18 protein-coding genes and 1 tRNA gene are annotated in these 20806 nt (G+C 44.9%); 4 read left to right on the plus strand and 15 right to left on the minus strand.

What is annotated here, in order from left to right:
- Positions 1 to 3 precede the first annotated feature (3 nt).
- The 12 genes from DKW60_RS06195 to DKW60_RS06250 form a co-directional block, all read right to left on the minus strand.
- The gene (locus tag DKW60_RS06195; protein ID WP_109836795.1) at positions 4 to 822 is read right to left on the minus strand and encodes a restriction endonuclease subunit S; all 819 of its coding nucleotides are present in this window, start codon (positions 820 to 822) and stop codon (positions 4 to 6) included.
- Positions 822 to 2285 carry a type I restriction-modification system subunit M gene (locus DKW60_RS06200; RefSeq protein WP_109836796.1) on the minus strand — a complete coding sequence of 488 codons (1464 nt, stop codon included), beginning with the start codon at positions 2283 to 2285 and terminating at the stop codon, positions 822 to 824. Before DKW60_RS06200 ends, DKW60_RS06195 begins: the two co-directional genes overlap by 1 nt.
- Positions 2282 to 4612 carry a GmrSD restriction endonuclease domain-containing protein gene (locus tag DKW60_RS06205; protein ID WP_109836797.1) on the minus strand — a complete coding sequence of 777 codons (2331 nt, stop codon included), beginning with the start codon at positions 4610 to 4612 and terminating at the stop codon, positions 2282 to 2284. Before DKW60_RS06205 ends, DKW60_RS06200 begins: the two co-directional genes overlap by 4 nt.
- A complete protein-coding gene (locus DKW60_RS06210) occupies positions 4609 to 6093 on the minus strand; it encodes a type I restriction-modification system subunit M (RefSeq protein WP_109836798.1) in 1485 nt (494 codons plus the stop codon). Before DKW60_RS06210 ends, DKW60_RS06205 begins: the two co-directional genes overlap by 4 nt.
- A 257-nt stretch (positions 6094 to 6350) precedes the next feature.
- A tRNA-Ser gene (locus DKW60_RS06215) sits at positions 6351 to 6441 on the minus strand.
- Positions 6442 to 6496: 55 nt separating this feature from the next.
- The gene (locus DKW60_RS06220) at positions 6497 to 7192 is read right to left on the minus strand and encodes a pseudouridine synthase (RefSeq protein WP_109836799.1); all 696 of its coding nucleotides are present in this window, start codon (positions 7190 to 7192) and stop codon (positions 6497 to 6499) included.
- 6 nt (positions 7193 to 7198) lie between these two features.
- Complete coding sequence (locus DKW60_RS06225) at positions 7199 to 8494, minus strand: adenylosuccinate synthase (protein WP_109836800.1); 1296 nt, start codon at positions 8492 to 8494, stop codon at positions 7199 to 7201.
- 33 nt (positions 8495 to 8527) lie between these two features.
- Positions 8528 to 9715 carry an ATP phosphoribosyltransferase regulatory subunit gene (locus tag DKW60_RS06230; protein WP_109836801.1) on the minus strand — a complete coding sequence of 396 codons (1188 nt, stop codon included), beginning with the start codon at positions 9713 to 9715 and terminating at the stop codon, positions 8528 to 8530.
- Between the two features lie 22 nt (positions 9716 to 9737).
- Positions 9738 to 9929 (minus strand): DUF2065 domain-containing protein, encoded by a 192-nt coding sequence (locus tag DKW60_RS06235; protein ID WP_109836802.1) that lies wholly within the window; start codon positions 9927 to 9929, stop codon positions 9738 to 9740.
- Positions 9930 to 9950: 21 nt separating this feature from the next.
- Entirely contained in the window at positions 9951 to 10808 is an 858-nt protein-coding gene (hflC, locus tag DKW60_RS06240; protein ID WP_181389600.1) for a protease modulator HflC, read from the minus strand.
- On the minus strand, positions 10808 to 12031 hold the full coding sequence (gene hflK, locus DKW60_RS06245; RefSeq protein ID WP_109836804.1) for an FtsH protease activity modulator HflK: 1224 nt from the start codon (positions 12029 to 12031) through the stop codon (positions 10808 to 10810). The genes hflC and hflK overlap by 1 nt, the downstream gene beginning before the upstream one ends.
- A gap of 125 nt (positions 12032 to 12156) precedes the next feature.
- The gene (locus DKW60_RS06250; RefSeq protein WP_245929603.1) at positions 12157 to 12774 is read right to left on the minus strand and encodes a uracil-DNA glycosylase family protein; all 618 of its coding nucleotides are present in this window, start codon (positions 12772 to 12774) and stop codon (positions 12157 to 12159) included.
- Positions 12775 to 12939: 165 nt separating this feature from the next.
- On the opposite strand from DKW60_RS06250, the gene DKW60_RS06255 reads away from it, so the two are divergent.
- Positions 12940 to 14259 (plus strand): tetratricopeptide repeat protein, encoded by a 1320-nt coding sequence (locus tag DKW60_RS06255; RefSeq protein WP_109836805.1) that lies wholly within the window; start codon positions 12940 to 12942, stop codon positions 14257 to 14259.
- On the opposite strand, the gene cysZ is transcribed toward DKW60_RS06255, so the two are convergent.
- Positions 14251 to 14982, minus strand: a complete 732-nt coding sequence (cysZ, locus tag DKW60_RS06260) for a sulfate transporter CysZ (protein WP_109836806.1) — start codon at positions 14980 to 14982, stop codon at positions 14251 to 14253. The two genes, DKW60_RS06255 and cysZ, sit on opposite strands and share 9 nt — an antisense overlap.
- A 408-nt stretch (positions 14983 to 15390) precedes the next feature.
- Here cysZ and aqpZ point away from each other — a divergent pair, with 408 nt between their 5' ends.
- Complete coding sequence (gene aqpZ / locus DKW60_RS06265; protein WP_109836807.1) at positions 15391 to 16128, plus strand: aquaporin Z; 738 nt, start codon at positions 15391 to 15393, stop codon at positions 16126 to 16128.
- A 76-nt stretch (positions 16129 to 16204) separates the two neighbouring features.
- Here aqpZ and zwf read toward each other — a convergent pair whose 3' ends face one another.
- Positions 16205 to 17671 carry a glucose-6-phosphate dehydrogenase gene (gene zwf, locus DKW60_RS06270; protein WP_109836808.1) on the minus strand — a complete coding sequence of 489 codons (1467 nt, stop codon included), beginning with the start codon at positions 17669 to 17671 and terminating at the stop codon, positions 16205 to 16207.
- 137 nt (positions 17672 to 17808) lie between these two features.
- Between zwf and cls the strand changes: the two genes are divergently transcribed.
- Positions 17809 to 19230: a cardiolipin synthase gene (cls, locus tag DKW60_RS06275; protein ID WP_109836809.1), complete on the plus strand. Its 1422-nt coding sequence runs from the start codon at positions 17809 to 17811 to the stop codon at positions 19228 to 19230.
- Between the two features lie 89 nt (positions 19231 to 19319).
- Here the strand turns inward: cls and DKW60_RS06280 are convergent, their stop codons facing one another.
- A complete protein-coding gene (locus DKW60_RS06280; protein ID WP_109836810.1) occupies positions 19320 to 20282 on the minus strand; it encodes a patatin-like phospholipase family protein in 963 nt (320 codons plus the stop codon).
- A 144-nt stretch (positions 20283 to 20426) separates the two neighbouring features.
- On the opposite strand from DKW60_RS06280, the gene DKW60_RS06285 reads away from it, so the two are divergent.
- Positions 20427 to 20753: a DUF6122 family protein gene (locus DKW60_RS06285; RefSeq protein ID WP_109836811.1), complete on the plus strand. Its 327-nt coding sequence runs from the start codon at positions 20427 to 20429 to the stop codon at positions 20751 to 20753.
- The last annotated feature ends 53 nt before the right edge of the window (positions 20754 to 20806 follow it).

Consider the following 20806-nt stretch of genomic DNA (forward strand, 5'->3'; position numbering starts at 1 on the left):
AATTTATAGTTGGTTACTTACCACCAAAAGCGACTGTTCTGGTAAAAGCGACGCGCCCTCATCAATTGCTAAATTAGTGATCTTATCGATGGATGTATTGATTATGTCTTTCTTCATGTCCTTTGGGCTAACCCATGGGGTATCTCCTCCCCAATACTTGTTGTTCTTTTTACTCGGTGTTCCACCACTTACCCATATTCCAGCATCCCCTAAAGGTACAGAAATATGAAGATTGTCTCGGAAGTGATCATCTAATAAAGAAGAAATAAGTTTATCTGTTTCAAAAACGCACTTCTCCCTTTTTGTTATTAGTTCATTGATTCCCCAGAGAAGTTGAGAGATCTCAGCCTGTTTTTGCTTAGGCGGCAAAAGAAATTCATAACTTCTTAGATCCTTCCATTTAATTCGCCTCGTGATTGACCCAGATGCATTCGATACAACAAACTTCCAAAGCTTAGAACTGTTTAGAACTCCGATCAAAAAACCATCACACAATAAATCAGGATTCTCTTTTATGGTTAAAATATCACCAGAACAAATTCCTGAAAAGTGAGCTCGGGGTGCACGCTCTCTGAAATCACTAGCGTAGAGACTTCTACGAACCAAAAGATAATCATTCGACTCAAAAACTTTCATTGCAGAAGTTACTGAACTTGTCGACTCCCAACGCTTGACTCTAAAGTCCCACTGATCAATATTGCTATTTCCTACAAAACAATCATGATTACTGTCAGCTGGGTTACTTATTCTTTTGCTGTATTCGTGTGATACATCGCCCAGTTGAACTCTGATCCAGTCGCTTTTATCAATATTAAGTTCCATTAATTCCCCAGATCTCTAAAAAATGAATTCATTGTTGTTTTTAGAGAATCCCCTGACTTAACCCAGTGATTATAAACTTCTTCAAAACCGCCTTGCATAACCCCACCGTATTTATTGACATACAAGTTAATATTTAAAGATGATCTATTTTTAATAATTTCATCTAAATCAACAACTTTTGACAAACCATCTTTATCAGAATAGCTACTATATGCATCATAAATAGCGTTGACATGCTCGGGATCCAAGAAACTAATTGTTTTCTCTTTTGTTACCAAGTCATGAGCATTAATAAATAAAACCTTACCTTTTTGATCACTGATTTTGTTAGTCTTTGAAATCACCAGACATGATTCCATACCTGAGTTATAGAAAAGATTTCTACCTAAGCCAATTACTGCTTCTAAACGATCAGACTCAATAAATGATCTCCTCATTTGCTCTTCACTATTCCTATCAAGAAAGCCTTGTGGCCATAGACTTATAGCTCTGCCATTATTGTCATCTAAACTTTTTTGGATGTGTTGCTCAAAAGCATAATCCGCACAACCTTGCGGCGGTGTTCCCCAAAGATTTCTGCCATAAGGGTCACTTTCAAAACTGTTACGATCCCATGATTTAATCGAGTATGGCGGGTTAGCCAGTATGACGTTAAAGCGTTTCAACTCGTCATTTTCCAGCAAACCCGGATTCGCCAGCGTGTCACCTCGCACAATGTCGAACTCTTCAATACCGTGCATAAACATGTTCATGCGCGCGATGGCAGAGGTAATCAGGTTGATCTCTTGCCCGTAGAGTTTCAGCGTGCGGTATTCCTTACCTTCATCCTTTAAATGCAGCGCACAGTTCAGCAGTAAACCACCAGAACCACAGGTCGGGTCATACACTGACTCACCGGGTTGCGGGTTCATGATCATAGTCATCAGTTTGACCACGGTACGGTTGGTATAGAACTCAGCGGCCGTGTGACCACTGTCATCTGCAAACTCTTTTATCAGGTACTCATAAGCGTTACCCAGCTTGTCGTCTGGCACATTGCTGAGGTTGAGTTTGTGTTGTGAGTAATGCTCAACAAGGTTCGTTAGCATCTCATCGGACAGTCGCTCTTTATTGGTCCAACTCGCATCACCAAAAATACCGTGCAAGGTACCTGGGTTCGCCTGTTCGATAGCGCGCATGGCGTTTTGCAGTGCCATACCGACATTGACCGTGACTTCTCGTACATCTTTCCAGTGCGCACCTTCGGGTATCTGAAAGTGGTGATGCTCTGCAAATGCTGCGTATTCAAGATCGCCATCTGAGTCAGCCAGTGCTGCTTCAAACTCTTCTTCGTATACGTCAGAGATGCGCTTGAAGAACAGCAGCGGGAAGATGTACTGTTTGTAGTCTCCCGCGTCGATGGTGCCTCGGAGCGTGGTGGCTGCGCCCCAGAGGTATTTTTCTAGTTCGGCTTGGGTCATCATAAATTAGGAAAACGCTCTTTCACATAATTTGCGACTTCTTCAACCGATAAAGCCTGAGACGAATTACCGCTTCTAACATAGAAAGTACTCGACTTCACGCCATGCTTATTAGCAACCTCTAAGTACTTAGGAACTTTCCCACGTTTAACATCAATTTGACAGAACTCCACTCCCTCAATATTTGGGAAGCTAATAGTCATCTGTGATGTAGCAAAATCAGTTCCAAACCTATCATTCACTAGGTTTCTAATATGGATTTCATAATGATCTGTATTTCGATCAGCTTCTTTAAAAGTTTGGTAATCAAGATCAAGTCCTAATACATTCTTGTCATCATCAACCCCGATCATCAAAGTACCACCATAACGATTATTAAATGCAGCAATGGTCTTGATAATTATATCTTCTAGTTTTGTATTTTTTACATCCTGCTTTACATCCCAACGCAAGGTTGATTTGAACTCTAAAACCTCAGACTCTTCTGATGCTAGTTTATCCAAGACTGACTTTTGGCTTTGCTCTTTTGAGTCATACCCAAATAGCGCGAAATCAGTGGGTGTTTTTTCCTCTTTACCCATCGCGCGATAAATCAAGTTAACAAGCTCGATAGATCTAAGGTTTAAGAATTGAGTAAAGTTGTTCGTTCTGAAGGCCCCTGGATCAATTAGGTGTGAATCAAGAATCTGATCCATTTCAATATCTGTTAAACCAACCTGCTCATCTTTCTGAATTTTCTGTAGATATCCAGATGGAGCATCACCACCAATTTTTCGATTCGCCTTAAAAGAGATTGGAGTTTTATTGATTACAGAATCTGTAATTTTTTTAGAGACTCCTTTAGCAGCACACCATTTTTTAGGGAATAAGTGATGTATCTCAAGCCTTGCTTCCATAAGATCCAATTCTTGCACACCTGCTTTCCAATAGAAGTCTTTAGCGCCATTGCGTAAAGTAAGTATGTTTAAACCTTTATAAGCAGCACTGTTTCTCGTCCTAAGTGTTTCTAATCGACTAGGGTGAAATGATGCGTCAAATACAGTCCTAGGTGCTTTCGTCTCATCGTTGACCCAAATCAAGAAGTCTTCAATATCATTAGCAAACCTATTCTCTACAGCGCTTCCATAAAGCTCACCCATTACCCCACACCAAAACCATTGGCTTAGTCGGTCATATACTTTTGGTTGCAACCAACGCTCACCTAAGTGAGTCATGATAGCTGCTAAAGGCACTAGTTGAGTTCTATACGGGATGTCCTTACTTGAAAAGAAACACTCTTTTTGAAGAAACTTAGCAACCAATTTGAAACCTGACTCTAATTTCTCAGCCCATTTTTGGTAATCAGCAAGTTGGAGATTTAGCATTGCTTTTCTTTTACAGCTGATGCCGGGAAGCTGGTTATCTGCTTTCCCTAATTCTCGCGCCTTCTGATTTAAATCATAGGTATGTAACAGAGTGACTGCTTGAAGAAAGTCGGTGGTCTGTACCCCGCCTAAGATTTTCTCTTCCTTTAATCGTGCCAAACGACCAATGGAAGAATCACCATTGCCGTACCAATCTTCTCGAAGGTTATAGCCGTCAGCCGCAAAAGATGCCGTAATTAATTCAAAAGCGGTCAAAGAAACACCGCCTGTATTAACCTTCTCAAAGACTAAACAGACAGCTTCTTTAGTGGTCGTTTTATTTAGCGCAATGACAGGTATTTGGTAATCCCTGAATGGCTCCAGAACTGCCTTCTTAAATGCTTTGAATTCTTTGAATTTACCAAGTTCATAACAACGGTCTTGCCAATCGTCATAATCTAAAATTTGATTACACGGAAACTGTAGCTCGCTTACTTCTTTATCAATTGTAGAAATATCAAGCTCGACATTTCTTCCAAAGTTGGATGTGACTTTTTTCTCTTTTCCTACAGAATAGAAGGCTTCATCATAATCAGCACCTTCAAGAATTTTCTTGATATCAACGTAGTAATAGCGCTCTATTTTACTTTTTTTATTATCAAACGTATTCACAGGGCCTTCTAGACCTAGTACCTGTGTTAACGATGTAAGTCGCTGTTGCCCATCAAGAATCAATGTATCTGGCTCTTTTTCTGAATCAATTTTTACATTCTCTACAGGACGTACTTGAAATCGGATATCTCCGCCAGTAGCTAAAGTCATGATTGCACCGACAGGGAATGATCGAGCAATACTTACAAGCAAGGACCGCACATGTTCATCATCCCATACCCAGCCACGCTGAAAGTCTGGAAGTTGAAAGTTGCCTTTTTTGATATCATCAATTACTTCGCGTAAAGGTATCTTTGTACTATCGAATGTGCTCATTTAATAAACCCCTGTAAAACTTTCTTAAATTTTTCTTCAGCTTTCTGACTCGCTTGCCAAACCTCTTTCAAATCAGCCAGTGCTTCTTCAACACTCGGCAGGTTGTCTTCTATGATTTTTTCCACGTAGAGCGGTATGTTGAGGTTGAAGTCGTTTTCTTCTAGGTCTTCAAACGAAGCGACTTTGACGTAGTTTTCAACGTCTGCGTAGGCTTCATACCATTCGTGAATTTGCTTTACATGCCCTGACTCTAAGAAGTTCTGTGCTCTTCCTGTTCGTATTTGGTCTGAGGCATCTATGAATAAGACTTTTTGCTTTTTCGCAGGTGTTTTGTCTTTCTTAAACACCATTACGCAAGCAGCGAGTTGTGTGCCGTAAAACACGTTTGGCCCTAGACCAATAACCGCTTCTAGTAGATCTTGTTCGAGTAGTGCTTTACGAATTTTTCCTTCTGCGCCTTTTCTAAACAAAGCACCGTGGGGCAGTACAACTGTCATACGGCCATTCGCATTCATTGAACGAACCATGTGCTGCACCCATGCCATGTCACCGTTTCCTTTGGGGGGAATCCCTGCAATGTTGCGGCCAAAGGGGTCGTTAACCCACGCATCAGCACCCCAGTCTTTTAACGAGAATGGCGGATTAGCGATGACACAATCAAAGGTTTTAATACCGTCTGCTTCAAAAAATGCCGGGTTACGTAAGGTATCGCCACGAACAATTTCGAAATCTTCAATACCGTGCAAAAACATGTTCATTCTGGCTATGGAGCTAGAGGTTAGGTTTTTCTCTTGTCCAAACAGCTTGAGCGTTCTGTAGTCTTCGCTGTTTTCTTTTAGGTGATCAACACATTCAAGCAGCATACCGCCCGTACCACAGGCTGGGTCATAGATGGTTTCGCCTTCGTGTGGATCAAGCATTAGCCCAAGCAGATGTACAACCGAGCGCGGCGTGTAAAACTCCCCTGCCTTCTTGTTGGTAAGGTCAGCAAAATGTTTAATCAGGTACTCGTAGGCCTGCCCCAACATGTCCGGTTGAACGTTGTCGTTTCCTAAGGTGTATTGTGAGAAGTGTTCAACCAGATCAATCAGAAGTCGGTCAGATAATTTGTTTTTATTGCTCCATTGAGCATCACCAAAAATACCGTAGAGACTTTCCTGATTTGCTTGCTCGATCCCACGCAAGGCTTTTTCTATCGCAACTCCAACATTAGTCGTCGTCGACCTTACATCATTCCAATGGCAATCCTGCGGAATTTCGAAGCGATGCATCTCTGGTAAGCTGGCGTACTCTTCATCCCCGTCAGACTCATCGAGTGCCACTTGGTACTCTTCGTCATAAACATCTGAAATGCGTTTGAAGAATAACAGTGGGAAAATGTAGACCTTAAAATCTGAAGCATCAACCGGCCCTTTCAGTATCCAAGCCGCTTTCGATAAGTACTGCTCTAGCTGGGAAAGCGATATCTTTTTATCAATCATTTAGCCTGCTTTAAAGTTGCTCTATAAAGTGTTTGTACTTTAGCGGCATAGTTTAGCAGTACTTGCTCATTCATAGTACATTCAGACACAGGAAAATTAGCATGGACTGCCAACTGAGCAATTTCAATACACGCATTTATACACGCAATTGATTTTGGTATGGATTAATTTATGGGGAATAATTAGCACGTTATAGAGACTAACATGCTGAAATATATAAAATTACTGGTTATGCTTGATAACCAGTAATTTGGAATTGGCGGAGAGAGAGGGATTCGAACCCTCGATAAGCTATTAACCTATACACACTTTCCAGGCGTGCTCCTTAAGCCACTCGGACACCTCTCCGTACTAATCTCACAACATGCGCTGTGCGATTAAGGTGCGGCAGATTAACCCATTTCTAGGGCTTTGACAAGTCAATCTCATCGGGGCTTAGCTCACGCCATTTCCCCGGCTCTAAACTGGTATCCAGCTCAATATGCGCAATCGCTTCACGGTGTAAAGCAATCACTTCATTACCAACCGCTTCCAGCATACGCTTTACCTGATGATAGCGCCCTTCACTAATGCTCAGATTGATCAGGTCAGGCTCTAATACATCCACCATTGCAGGTTTGGTAGGCTTGGTCTCGCCTTCCAACAATATCCCCTCTTCCAGCGCCAGCTTAGCCTTCTCGGTCAGTGCCTCTGCCAGAGTGACCCGATAGCGCTTAAAGTGCTCATGCTTAGGCGAGGTTAAGCGGTGTGACCATTGACCATCGTCTGTGGCAATAATTAACCCTGTGGTATCCCGATCCAAACGTCCGGCAACGTGTAATTGATCGCGTCTCGGTACTAGCAAGTAGTCAAAGACAGTCAGGGAGTTTTTATCACGATTCGCACTCACGCAGTCCAGCGGCTTATTCAGCATGTAGTAGCGAGGCTTTGGCTCAGTAATGAGTGTACCAAGGTAGCGCACTTCATTGTCTTCTGTGACTTTTGAAGCACCCTTTGTGACAGGTTCGCCATCAACCAACACATCGCCTTGCTTGATGGCTTTTACCGCCTGAGAACGCGTCAGATTAGACGCGTTGCTCAGTAGTTTATCTAAGCGCATTCAGACTTAGATATCGTATGGATTACGCATGATCATGGTGTGATCACGGTCTGGACCAGTCGAAATAATATCTACCGGAGTCTCTAAGAGCTCACCCATACGCGCTAAGTATTTCTTAGCATTTTCCGGAAGCTCATCATATTCAGTCACACCGAAGGTGTTGCTCTGCCAACCCGGCAGTGTCTCGAATACTGGCTTACAACGCTCAAACGCGGCACTACCAGAAGGTGGTACATTGACTATTTCACCATCAAGCTCGTAAGCAGTACAGATGCTGATGCTTTCCAACTCATCCAATACATCCAGCTTCGTTACACATAGTCCGGTAATGCTGTTCAGGCGCATTGCGCTGCGTAGCGCGACTGCATCCAACCACCCACAACGACGTGCACGACCAGTTGTTGCACCAAATTCCTGACCTTTCTTAGCGATCTGCGCGCCAACATCATCAAATAATTCTGTTGGGAACGGGCCGGCACCAACGCGTGTTGTGTAGGCTTTAGTGATGCCCAGGATGTAGTCCAGATCACGCGGGCCAACACCACTACCTGTGCTTGCGCCACCAGCCGTTGTGTTTGAAGAAGTCACATAAGGGTAAGTACCGTGGTCAATATCCAGCAAAGAGCCTTGTGCCCCTTCGAACATGACATTATCACCACTCTCACGAAGCTCGTGCAGGCGTGTTGGAATGTCTGCCATCATTGGGCGTAGACGATCAACGTAAGCCAGTGTGTCTGCCAGTACAGTGTCATAGTCCAGTGTTTCTGCTTTGTACAGGTGTTCCAAAGCAAAGTTATGGTATTCCATGACTGTTTTTAGCTTTTCTGCGAAACGCTCAGTGTCCAGTAAGTCACCTAAGCGAATACCGCGACGTGCAGCCTTGTCTTCATACGCAGGGCCGATTCCACGACCTGTTGTACCAATTGCTTTAGAGCCTCGTGCCGCTTCACGTGCCGCGTCCAATGCTGCGTGGTATGGCAGAATTAACTGACAAGAAACTGACAACTGTAAACGCTCAGCAACCGGTACGCCTTCTGCTTCCAGCATATCAATTTCTTTAAGCAATGCTTCCGGAGACAACACAACGCCATTACCGATCATGCACTCTACGCCTTCACGTAAAATACCCGATGGAATCAAATGCAGTACTGTTTTCTCACCCTTGATGACCAAGGTATGACCGGCATTATGACCACCCTGAAAACGCACCACGCCGGTCGCTTTTTCGGTTAACAGATCAACGATCTTTCCCTTGCCTTCGTCACCCCATTGGGTTCCCAGCACTACTACAAACTTACCCATTACTTTTCTCTCTTGAACAAACTAAATGCTTAATTAACCTGCGCTGACAATGTGCCACTCGCCGGATTGCTGCTCCAGTACACGGTCACACCCTTGTGCTTCAGCCGATAACTGAGTCAATGGTACTAACTGTCGTACTACTATTTCACCTTGGGCGCGTAGTGTTTTCACTGTTTGCTCAAGTCCGGCATCATCTATCGCCGGAGCCAGGATGCCCTTAGTTTCAGAAACAACTGAGTCTTCACTAAGACTGATCAGTGTTCTTAAATTCGACGTAAAACCTGTCGCAGGGCGGGCATTACCAAAATATTCGCCGATGCCGTCATAACGACCACCGCGCGCTACTTCACGAGGGCTACCTGCTGCATAAGCCGAGTACACAATACCTGTGTGATAGGTGTAACCGCGCATTTCAGCCAAGTCGATGTTAATGGCAAGCTCCGGATAGTCTTTCTGTAGTCGTGTAATCAGTTGCTGCAAGTAGTCAATCGCAGCAAGTACGTTATCGCCTGCTTTGTTTAGTTGTTGTGTCGCCGTTTCTAAAATTTCGACGCCACCGTGCAGATTTGGCAGGCAACTGAGTAGCTCACTACTGGCTCCGTCAAAATCACTCTGCTTTATCCAGTGGCTGATCTCTGGCAATGATTTACGTGCCAGCATATCCAGATAAACCGCTTGCTCAGCATCCGTCAGTCCGATTTTTGCAATTAAACCGCGCAATACACCGACGTGACCAAGATCCAGCAAAACACTTCTGGCGCCTGCAACCGATAAGGTCTCGAGCATCAACTTAATGACTTCGTAATCGCTCTCTAAGCCTTCGTGCCCAAACAGCTCTGCGCCAATTTGAATCGGTGAGCGCGAACCACCGGCGACTTCGCTATGTGTACGCAGCACAGATCCCATGTAGCACAAGCGGTTTGGTTGGCCTTCAACCATCGACATGCGATGTGAATCAATCCGCGCAACCTGTGGCGTAATGTCAGCTCTGACGCCCATTAAGCGGCCATTAGTTTGGTCAGTAATTTTGAAGGTTTGCAGGTCAAGCTGAGAGCCCATGGCAATGCTTAACGATTCAAGGTATTCAACTAAGGGGGTCATGATGAAGCGGTAGCCCCATCCCCGATACAGGTTCAGCAGCTCGCGGCGCATCGTTTCAAGTGCGTCGGCTTCGGCGGGAAGTGACTCGTTAATTCCGTCCGGAAGTAACCAATATTTCATGTCAAACGATTCTCGTGTGGCATTAAATCAAAAAAAGAAGTATCAACCCCGCAACCATACTGCCTAAACCAAGGCTTCGTAAAGTCTTGTTCGGCATCTGTAGCATAGATTGATAAACTTCTTTTATTTTCGAAGGGGCTGCAAACGGAAGCAACCCTTCTATTATGAGTACCAACGCAAAGGCAGTCAGCAGATCATTCCAATTGATATTCACTGCTCACTGCCTATTTGGTATTTACTGCGATTTGTTCTTGAAGTAGCGGAAGAACTCAGAGTCGGGCTCCATCACCATCACATCGCCAGAGTTACCCATCGACTTGCGGTAAGCTTCCAGACTACGGTGGAATGAATAGAACTCAGCGTTCTTGTTGTAAGCTTCAGCATAAATCTCTGCCGCTTTAGCATCACCCTGACCTCGGATTTTCTCAGCAGCACTGTATGCATCTGCTTCAATAATTTCCGCGTCACGGTCTGCCGCTGCCTGAATACGCTCAGCTTCTTCCGCACCACGTGCACGAAGGTCTTGCGCTACACGCTCACGCTCTGAACGCATCCGCTTAAATACCGACTCACTGTTTTTCTCAGAGAAATCGATCTGACTGACACGAACATCAACGATACCAACACCTAGCTGATTAGCCGCTTCATTCGACTTAGTCTGAAGGCCTTGCATAATCTGATCACGCTCACCAGAAATCGCTTCCTGAATGGTACGCTTTGAGAATTCGTTACGCAGACCATCTTTCATGATGCTCTCCAAACGATTCTTTGCAACTCGTAAGTCACCACCGGTTGAACGGTAGAACTTACCCGGCTCAGAAATGCGCCACTTAACAAAGAAGTCAACCACAACATATTTCTTTTCATTTGTCAGGAATTGCTCAGGCTGAGCATCCATTGACAAAATCTGAGATGAGAACGTTTCGATATTGTTGATCAGCGGGATTTTAAAGTGCAAACCCGGACCAATGTTTTCTTCAACGATTTCACCGAAGCGGAATTTGATCGCTGTCTGGCGCTCATCAACCACATAGGCGCTGCTCATGACCACAACAAAAATAGCCATCAGTGCAATAATAATTGGATTTTTCATTATCGCCCCTCCCTCGTTGCATCACGGACACTGCTAACGCTGCTACTCGCTGTGCTTTTCGTCGTTGAATTATTCATCGTATCAAACGCTGACACGGCTGCAGCTACTGCGCCTTGATCAGCCGATGAAGCCCCCGTGCCTCCGGATAATTTATCTAAAGGCAGATACATCATGTTATTTCCTGAATCAGAGTCAATCAGCACTTTAGAACTACGCTGTAAAACTTCTTCCATCGTTTCCAGATATAGACGCTCGCGTGTAACTTCCGGCGCTTTGGCATAAGCTGTTGCCAACTGTTCGAATCGTGAGGCCTCACCTTGTGCCTTCGATGTTAAACGGCTGCGATAAGCGGTTGCGCTTTCAATGGTTCGTGCTGCCTTACCTCGGGCAACCGGTACCACTTTCTTAGCGTACGTTTCAGCTTGGTTTTTATAACGGTTCTGATCTTCTCGTGCCTGAATGGCATCATCAAATGCGTCTTTTACTTCGTCAGGCGCTTCTGCTTTAGTGACGTTGACCTTGATGACATCCACTCCGGATTCATAATCATCCAGAACCCGCTGCATAATCTGCAGGATCTCCGGAGCGATCTTTTCACGATCCGCACCGATGATTGAGTCCATCGTCTCACGACCCACCACTTCACGTACAGCACTTCGCATGACGTTATAAACGGTTGCAATTCGCTGATCCGGCTCAAAGTCCGGTAGCTCAACGTTGAACAGATAGTCTTCAGGATTCTTAATATTGTACTGAACGTTAACCGCAATAGAGATGATGTTCTCATCTTTAGTCAGCATGTGGGTCACGCTGCGTGCATCTTTAGCCGTACGACTGCGATCCACATCTACTTTTTCTAACGTTTCGATAGGATATGGAAGCTTCCAACGCAAACCTGGCATTGTGGTGCGCTGATACTTACCAAACCGAAGCTCTACGCCACGTTCGGCGGAGTCGACGGTGTAAAAACCGGTTGTCAACCAACCAAGAAATGCGACTGCTGCAATGCCGATCACAACATTTTTATTCAGGCTTGGGCCCTGACCGCTAGGTTGTTCGCCATTTCCGTTACCGCCTGACGAGCGGCCGCCGAACAGCTGCCCTAGCTTTTCATTCATCTTTTGAATAGCATCTTCAATGCCATCTGACGATGAACCGCGTGAGGGCTTATTATTGCTCCACGGATCTTTGTCTTTATTCCCACCTGGTTCATTCCAAGGCATGTATTACTCCATTGTATAAGTTGTGCAGACTCACGCCTGATTTTCCAACTATATGGGCTAAAATCAAAAAGTCAAAGCGGGGAATTGTATTACCCCGCCAGCGTTCAATCAATGGCTGATCACAATTACTTGAGACGTTGCCATTCCGGATGTTCACCCAGTAACGCTAAAGCGACTTGAAGTAAACTAATTCCCGGCTCCGTTCTGTGCCATGTTGAGGCACCTGAAGGATGCGGCAATGGTATCAAAGTACATTGCCCTCCGGCTATTTCCCGTTCAAATTTCAGACCAATTACGTCGGTTAGTTTGTTGACAGGTAAAAACTGAGAAATTGCCAGCTTACCGACCAGGATAATGAGCTTAGGTTGCTGCAATGCGAACTCTTTATCCATCCAACGCCGACAGTTTGTTATCTCATCTTTATTCGGCACCCGGTCACCCCCTTTTGGGTTCTTACCGGGAAAGCAGCGACAAACCGATGCGATGTAAACGGCTTCACGAAATCTTTCCTCATCAACACCTTGGCTCGCAAACCATTTGAAGAGCGTTTTACCCGCAGTCCAGCCAAAGGGGCGACCAATCACGCCCTCTTTATCACCCGGCGCTTGCCCGATCAGCATGATCGGTGACACCACGGTTGTGCCAGTGATGACCGGCCCTATCATTTGTGGACAGGCTTTACACTCCCGCAGCGCTTGCTGGTGCGTGTGGATATCAATATATGAGGTAGATTCATTTTTCACGCCAGCATTATAGAGTAATGCAACCCACAGACCATGATAAATGACAAAGTATTAACAAAAACTCCATTGGTCATCTAACTTCTTGCGCTTAAGCTGTTAGCAAAGGCCAGCGAGTACTCGGATGACATAGACTAATCACCACATCACTTAGAAAAACATTAGACTATGTTCTCTGAAAAACAGATTCATAATGATTCTCACAGGATTGGAGAATCAGGAATCCCAACTGATCACACTCAGACTTTTCAACGAATTAATATTGAATATTACTCGCTCTATCATAAGGTCAGAGGCAGGCCACTACTTGCGACTGTACATGAGGGCGTTTCCAGAAAGTTATTAAACTCCAGCTTAGGTCGTCAGCAGGCGGCTCAATGGCGGAAACAATACCAACTGTCGCTAACAAACCTTTCGAAACAACTCACTGCTGATCTGATTCAACAGAGTAAACAATTACCGGTCATCGGCTTACAAAAGCTTAGTGACGAACCAGCTACATTACTAAAGGCCCTGAGTAAAAACCCCGGTGACTATTTATGCCACTTCCAATTCGCCTGGCTACAAGCTAACTCGGGCAATCTAATGCTGGCCGAGCGTCACTACAATATTGCCGCCCTGCAAAGCCTGGAGGTTAACCCTGTATTTTCTTGCTTTGCGTTTCGCCACCTTTCAGATACGCGCTACCGAGCTGGCAAGTACATGCAGGCGTTGTTAGCCATCGAATCAGCACGTGAGTGCAACAAAGGCTTTAATGCGGAACTTCAGTTTGAATACATCCGTATGTTATCGGTTACTCAAAGAACCTCGCAGGCACTCAAGCAACTGCAACTGCTACTTAGCAAAGCACCACACTATGAAGTATTAATGCAGTACGAACCGGATCTCACCCATAACCCGTCACTACAACGCGTGTTGGTTCAGCTAAACCAGCAGCACCAGCAAAATGTGAGAAACAACTTATTATTAAAGTGGGAGAACGATCCGTTAAGATTGCTGGATCTGGATAAAGAACTCGGCAAGCCAAATAGTCTGGAGGCGTTACGCCACAAACAAGAACATACACTTGGGCAACTTCCCCATCTTCTGATTCAGGATGAGGCACAGGCGGGAACCCTTATTCAACAGCAAAGCCGACGCTTTGTAATGAACACTTTGGATATCCGTAAACAGAATTACATTCAGCAGATTGAGGAGCATCAGGGACGTGCCCGAAGTATTCATCACCTCGGCCAGTGGCTGGTTTACACAATGGTCATCACGTTAATGTCACTGGCGCTCAGTTACGGCATCAGCACCGTTGCCTCACTGTTTTCATATGACTGGCCCATTAACCGAACCGTACAAACTCTGGTGTTGATAATCGCCGGAGTTGTTGGTGTGTGCGGCATGCTACTACTGCACTTCTCACCCAGAAAGCTCAGTCGTCTGTTAAAGCAAAAGCAACAACTAGAACAACTGAGCGCTAAGATTGGTGTATCAGCGTGAGAGCTGCTTTACCCACATCGCCGTCGCGCCAGCAACCGCAACCGGCATTGCGAAGAAATTGACGACCGGGATTATTGTCATGAGTGTAGTTGCAGCACCAAAACCGAGTGCGTGGCTGCGGTTTTTACGAAGTACCACTAACTCTTCTTTAATAAACATTTCATGGTTACCCATCGGATAGTCAGCATACTGTAATGAATACATCCACGCTCCATAGATGATCCATGCAGCAGGAGCAATCAGATTAAGCCCCGGTATAACGGTTATTAATAACAAGACTGGCATCCATTTAAGCATATAAATCATTTTTTTGACTTCACTTCCTAATGCCTTACCTACATTAACAGCCATTGCTTTAAAACCGGATGATTCTGGTAATGGCAAACCATTAAGTTTCTTTTCAACGCGCTCAGCTAATAAAGAATTAAAGGGTGATGCTATAAAATTAGCGATAATACTAAACGTGTAATAAATGATTAATAAAACTAATATCGCAAAGAAAGGCAGGAGCACCCACTCAATCCAAGACAACCAGGAAGGTAACCAAGCCGTCAGACTATCCATTAAGCTCTGAAATTGCCCATAGGCAAGCCACACTGCAGCACTAAAAACGACAATATTGATCAGTAGCGGGATTAGCACGAAACCGCGTATACCTTTCTGCGTGATCAACGTAAAGCCTTGAAAAAAATAGGCTATTCCTTGCATGAAACCTTGAATCATTGACTATATGCTCTCTGGATTTATTGGTATGTCATCTAGGTGGGCATGATAACCCGAACACCAAAAAAAAACGACCTACCCGGTTACAGGAGGTCGCTCAGTATCTTTGATGCTTTGTACCAACATCTTCTTTCGATTGGGGATTATTTTTTGTTATTAAATTGGTTAAACCAAACCTTATTGATTTTGATGATTAGTGTGTATTTCAGGTTGGGCGGTTCAAAAAAAATTTAAAATTTTTCTTATCGCATTCTTATTCTTTTTTTTGTGAAAAATATAAACAATGAAATGAACTAAAGCTGAATAGCATTTCACTTAGTCGGCAGTGAAGCTAAGAACCGCTAATATAAAAACTTTACGGTCTGGCCTCACCCCCCTTTTATTAATTAATAAGAAATGGATTTATCTATGCATTTACACAACAGGCTCTTCGCCGAATTCTTTGGTACTCTATGGTTAGTTCTTGGTGGTGTTGGTAGTGCCAAGTTGGCAGCTGCGTTCCCGGACGTTGGAATTGGTTTAGTCGGTGTTTCACTGGCATTTGGTTTGACTGTTCTAACAATGGCATACGCCGTAGGTCACATTTCTGGCGGACACTTCAACCCTGCTATCTCTATCGGCCTGTGGTTCGGCGGTCGTTTTTCTTTCGGAGAATTAATTCCTTACATTATTGCTCAGGTAGCAGGTGCGTGTGCAGCAGCAGCGATTCTGGCCATTATTATCACCGGGCAAGATGGCGGTGAGATAGGGAATCTGGCCTCCAATGGTTACGGTGAAGCCTCTCCTGGTAAGTACAATCTTCTTGCCGTTATCGTTACTGAAGTTGTTATGACTGCTGCATTCCTGATGGTTATCATGGGAGCAACGGACACAGGTGACGCTAGTGTTGGTGGTACTATTAAAGGCCGTGCTCCAGCTGGTTTCGCACCAATTGCAATTGGTCTTTGCTTAACGCTGATCCACTTGATCTCCATTCCGGTATCAAATACATCAGTAAACCCAGCTCGTAGTACGGGTCCTGCATTGATCTCTATGGATGCAACAGCAATATCTCAGCTTTGGGTATTCTGGGCAGCGCCTATCGTTGGTGCGATTATCGGTGCTTTGGCATACCGCGCATTACTGGGTGCTCCGAAGGAAGACTAACAACGTCTTTACTTCAGACATAAAAAATGCCCGGCTTAGGTCGGGCATTTTTTATGGTGATACAATCAAAAAACCGTTACAACTTACGCCAACGTCTTCCTGATTTTGCCATCATTTCAACAGCAGCAGTCGGACCTTCACTATTACTGTCATACGTTTCAGGTTTAGTACCGGAGTCATCCCAGCTTGCCATGATAGGATCGATCCACTCCCAGGCAGCTTCTACCTCATCCCCTCTCATAAACAGGGTTTGATCGCCACGCACTACGTCCATCAGCAAGCGCTCATAGGCATCTGGCATTCTAAAGTCATCCCCGAGAGACTCGGCAAACGTCACATCCAACGGCGTTGAGTGTAAACGGAAACCACCTGGCCCCGGATCTTTAGTCATCAACTCCAGCTGCAAACCTTCATCAGGCTGTAAGCGAATACTCAAGACATTGGACTCGATAGGCGTAGTCAAGTTACCAAACACTGAGTGCGGTGGCTTCTTGAAGACAATCGCGATTTCAGTTGCCTGATTACGTAATTTTTTACCCGTACGCAAGTAGAACGGAACACCAGCCCAACGCCAGTTTTCGATTTCAGCTTTAATCGCAACATAACACTCTGTGTTGCTGTTTGGATTATTCACTTCTTCCACATAGGATGGCGAGTTCGGCCCTTCCAGATATTGTGCACGAACCGTGTTTTCTAAAGCCTCAAGCCCTTTCATCGGCTTAAGCGCTCTTAATACCTTGAGCTTCTCATCACGCACGGCATTACCATTAAAGGCGTGTGGTGGCTCCATCGCAATCAGACACAGCAGCTGCATTAAATGGTTTTGCACCATGTCACGCATCGCACCGGAGTGATCATAATAACCACCACGGCTACCAACCCCTAAGGATTCTGCTGCAGTAATTTGTACGTGATCAATAGATTGTGCGTTCCAGATCGGCTCAAACAAGGCATTTGAGAAGCGCAATGCCATCAGGTTTTGCACGGTCTCTTTACCTAAGTAGTGATCGATACGGTAAGTACAATCTTCATTGAATACTTCACCAATATCTTTATTTAGCTTCTGGGCACTTTTCAGGTCATGTCCTAGAGGCTTTTCAACGACCAGTCGTGCTTTACCATCTGATAAGCCAGCCGTTGCCAAACCATGAGCGATCACACCAAATAATGATGGACTAACCGCAAGATAGTACACGCGTATCCAGTCTGGCTTTTCGCCCAGCAGGTCAACTAACTCTGTCCAGCCTGACGGATCTGTTACGTCATTTGGGATATAGTGAATGCGGGCCAGAAACGTTTTGACTAAATCAGCATCCAGCTCTTCGGCCGGAATATGCTGTTTAAGCGCATTATCTGCTAATTCACGGTATTTTTTGGTAGTGTGTTTACTGAGAGATAGGCCGATGATACGAGCATCTTCAGGGATCTGAGCAACAGCATGACGACGAAACAAGGCTGGTAGCAATTTTCGCATCGCTAGATCGCCAGTTGCTCCAAAGATCACAAGGTCAAACGGGTTTACAGGAATTACAACGCTAGTCATGAGGACGTCCTAATGATTTGAGGCGGGTAAATAAAGCACATGATTATATCACCCCCGATAGTAGCATCACAGTACTCAGTTAACCCAAAAGTAATACGCAAAAGGATGATAGTAGTGGGTATACCAAGGACAGTGACATGACATCAACAATGGCGTTTATCTACGCTGCGGTGCAACTGCTTGGGCTTATTACAGCCGTATTTGCATTACTCGCTACCCGTACATCACAAGGCACAATTGCATGGGTCGTCACTCTGATTGCTTTTCCGTGGCTGGGTGTACCGGCATACCTTATTTTTGGTCGTACCCGATTTAATGGTTATATTTCAGCAAGAGCTGAAGATGAGAAAGATTTCCGCGATAAATTAGGTATCGCATGGCATGACATCAGTCCATATTTATCGCCACAACCTCAGGAACATCACAATCTCAAAGCATTTGAAACGCTTGCCAAACTTCCTTTCACGCAAGCCAACCATGCAACCTTACTGATTAATGGTCACGATACTTTCGAGGACATATTCACCGGACTACAAAACGCTGACGAATACATCCTTATTCAATTTTATATTATTCGTGATGATGAGCTAGGCATGAAGCTGCAACAGCATTTGATCGATGCTGTACATCGAGGGGTTAGGGTCTACCTCTTGTATGATGAAATCGGTAGCTATTCGCTGAGTGATAATTACCTTGATGATTTGGCTGAAGCCGGAGTTTTGGTGTACTCGTTCCACTCCTCCCGGACCATTCACAATCGTTATCAACTTAACTTCCGAAATCACCGTAAAATCGTGGTTGTGGATGGCCAGATCGCGTGGCTGGGTGGGCACAATGTCGGCAATGAATACCTCGGTAAAGATCCGGACTTCCCATTTTGGCGCGACACTCATATAAAATTGGAAGGCCCTGCAGCACTGGCTGCTCAACTGTCATTTATTGAAGATTGGCACTGGGTAACTGAAGACACACCAACACTGAAATGGACACCCAAGATACCGGAAGACCCGAGAAAAAGAATCCTTATATTACCTTCCGGCCCTTCTGATCCGTTTGAAACAGCCAGTCTAATGATGCAGCATGCGATGCATATCGCACAGAAACGCATATGGATTGCCAGCCCTTATTTCGTGCCTGATGAAGGTGTGCTACAGGCGTTACGCTTAGCTGCTATCCGGGGCGTTGATGTGCGGATTCTGATCCCGGAAAAAGCTGATAATTGGTTGATCTATCTCTCCGCGTTCTCCTTTGTCGCTGGTATCTTACGCGCCGGTGTAAAGGTAATGCGTTACCAGAAGGGCTTCTTGCATCAAAAGGTCTTTCTGGTGGATGACTACTTATCGGCAGTTGGTACGGCTAATATGGACAACCGATCTTTTCGCCTTAACTTTGAAATCACCGCACTCGTTGACGATGAACAATTCGCGAAACAGATAGAAGACATGTTACTGGATGATTTCAGTCATTCTAATGATATGTTTATTGATGAAATCGATGCCAAACCGCTCTGGTTTAAAATCCTGAGTCGGGCAGCCTATCTATCAGCTCCCATTCAATAACGAACAATACAGCCTGACCATTATTAGTAGCTAACCTCACGCGTGATGGATTCATTTAATTTACAAAAAGCCACCTATCCTTCTTAAGCTTATTCTCCAACGGCTAATTTGATCTGATCCAACTGTTTTAGTGTGACATCATAGCCAATCTGTATCACCTCTTCTGCGCGATAAAACTCCATCAAACTAATATGCGCAAGTCGTGGCGACAGCAACACTTCCGGAGGGTCACCAGCCATTCGGCTTCTGGTAATACGATCCTGCATGATATTGATCGACCCTGAAATTGTGTCAAAGAAGCCCGGCACTTCTGGCTCGGCGGAGTCTTGCTGATCAGGAAATATACTGGATGAATAATCGAGGATTGTACTTTTTAAACTGCCAAACAGATCCGTTGAAGCTGACTCCTCATCATCTTCCTGACGGGCTTTTTTGGATAATTGCTTCGGATTAACTTTTGATTGCACGGGTTGCGTATGGATACGACCATGCTTACCCACAATATCGCCATTCAAATCCACTGCGATCACAACGTCCGCCCCTAATGACCGACACATTGATACCGGCACCGGATTAACCAGACCACCATCAACTAACCATTTATCCTCAAACTTCACCGGAGGGAATAAACCGGGTAAAGACATTGATGACCAGATTGCCGTCAGATAATCACCTTTGGTAAACCAGACTTCGCGACCGCTATGAAGATCAGTTGCGACGGCGCCAAAAGCTTTATCCAGAGACTGGATATTGGTGCCCTCAATACTGATGTGCTTTAAAAAACCATCGGTTAATCGCTGCTTATTAATGAGTCCGGAGCGAAAGCTCAACTCCGCATACTTGGCCATCTCCATGCGTGTCAGTGTTCTGATCCAGCCTTCAAAACTGTCCAGACTAGAAGCAGCATAGGCGGCACCAACGACTGCTCCAACAGAACATCCACACACTATATCAGGCTCGATACCGTACTTTTCGAGTGCACGAATCACACCGATGTGTGCCCAACCACGCGAAGCCCCACTACCCAATGCAAGCCCAATTTTAAGTGCCATAAGCGAATTCTCTAGAGTGTTGAAGGTATTAACAGAGTGCTTAATCTAGCATAATAATGAGTGATTCTCATGGATTCAACTCCGTCATGATGCGACTATACGCACCCAATAATCACTGCAACTCTGACGGCCTACCTGACTATTATGTTTCATATGTTATTGCACTTTGTGCTACCGCTAATCATTGCTTTGGCTTTTTTCCGGACTCGCTGGAAAACGGCTTATCTCATCATGATGGCAACGATGCTGGTAGATATCGACCACCTGTTGGCAACGCCTATTTATGATCCACTTCGCTGCAGTATTGGCTTTCATCCGCTGCACCGCTTGGTGCCGATCGGGATTTATATCGTGCTTAGCCTGATACCCAAGACCCGTTTGGTAGGACTTGGCTTGGTGATTCATATGGCGCTGGATAGTGTTGACTGCAAGGTGAATACCGGGGAGTGGATTCATCAATTAGCTATCTGAATACGGCCCTAATAAGAGACAATAAAAAAGCACGGCAACCTGAGCTGACGTGC

This window comes from Leucothrix pacifica, assembly GCF_003172875.1.
Lineage (GTDB): Bacteria > Pseudomonadota > Gammaproteobacteria > Thiotrichales > Thiotrichaceae > Leucothrix > Leucothrix pacifica.

Bases quoted from the DNA above. Each gene is read 5' to 3' on its own strand.
- DKW60_RS06225 (WP_109836800.1), bottom strand. From the start codon at position 8,494: ATGGGTAAGTTTGTAGTAGTGCTGGGAACCCAATGGGGTGACGAAGGC.
- DKW60_RS06280 (WP_109836810.1), bottom strand. From the start codon at position 20,282: ATGGCACTTAAAATTGGGCTTGCATTGGGTAGTGGGGCTTCGCGTGGT.
- DKW60_RS06210 (WP_109836798.1), bottom strand. From the start codon at position 6,093: ATGATTGATAAAAAGATATCGCTTTCCCAGCTAGAGCAGTACTTATCG.
- zwf (WP_109836808.1), bottom strand. From the start codon at position 17,671: ATGACTAGCGTTGTAATTCCTGTAAACCCGTTTGACCTTGTGATCTTT.
- cysZ (WP_109836806.1), bottom strand. From the start codon at position 14,982: ATGATTCAAGGTTTCATGCAAGGAATAGCCTATTTTTTTCAAGGCTTT.
- DKW60_RS06220 (WP_109836799.1), bottom strand. From the start codon at position 7,192: ATGCGCTTAGATAAACTACTGAGCAACGCGTCTAATCTGACGCGTTCT.
- DKW60_RS06285 (WP_109836811.1), top strand. From the start codon at position 20,427: ATGTTTCATATGTTATTGCACTTTGTGCTACCGCTAATCATTGCTTTG.
- cls (WP_109836809.1), top strand. From the start codon at position 17,809: ATGACATCAACAATGGCGTTTATCTACGCTGCGGTGCAACTGCTTGGG.
- DKW60_RS06230 (WP_109836801.1), bottom strand. From the start codon at position 9,715: ATGAAATATTGGTTACTTCCGGACGGAATTAACGAGTCACTTCCCGCC.
- hflC (WP_181389600.1), bottom strand. From the start codon at position 10,808: ATGAAAAATCCAATTATTATTGCACTGATGGCTATTTTTGTTGTGGTC.
- DKW60_RS06195 (WP_109836795.1), bottom strand. From the start codon at position 822: ATGGAACTTAATATTGATAAAAGCGACTGGATCAGAGTTCAACTGGGC.
- DKW60_RS06255 (WP_109836805.1), top strand. From the start codon at position 12,940: ATGTTCTCTGAAAAACAGATTCATAATGATTCTCACAGGATTGGAGAA.
- DKW60_RS06200 (WP_109836796.1), bottom strand. From the start codon at position 2,285: ATGATGACCCAAGCCGAACTAGAAAAATACCTCTGGGGCGCAGCCACC.
- hflK (WP_109836804.1), bottom strand. From the start codon at position 12,031: ATGCCTTGGAATGAACCAGGTGGGAATAAAGACAAAGATCCGTGGAGC.
- aqpZ (WP_109836807.1), top strand. From the start codon at position 15,391: ATGCATTTACACAACAGGCTCTTCGCCGAATTCTTTGGTACTCTATGG.
- DKW60_RS06205 (WP_109836797.1), bottom strand. From the start codon at position 4,612: ATGAGCACATTCGATAGTACAAAGATACCTTTACGCGAAGTAATTGAT.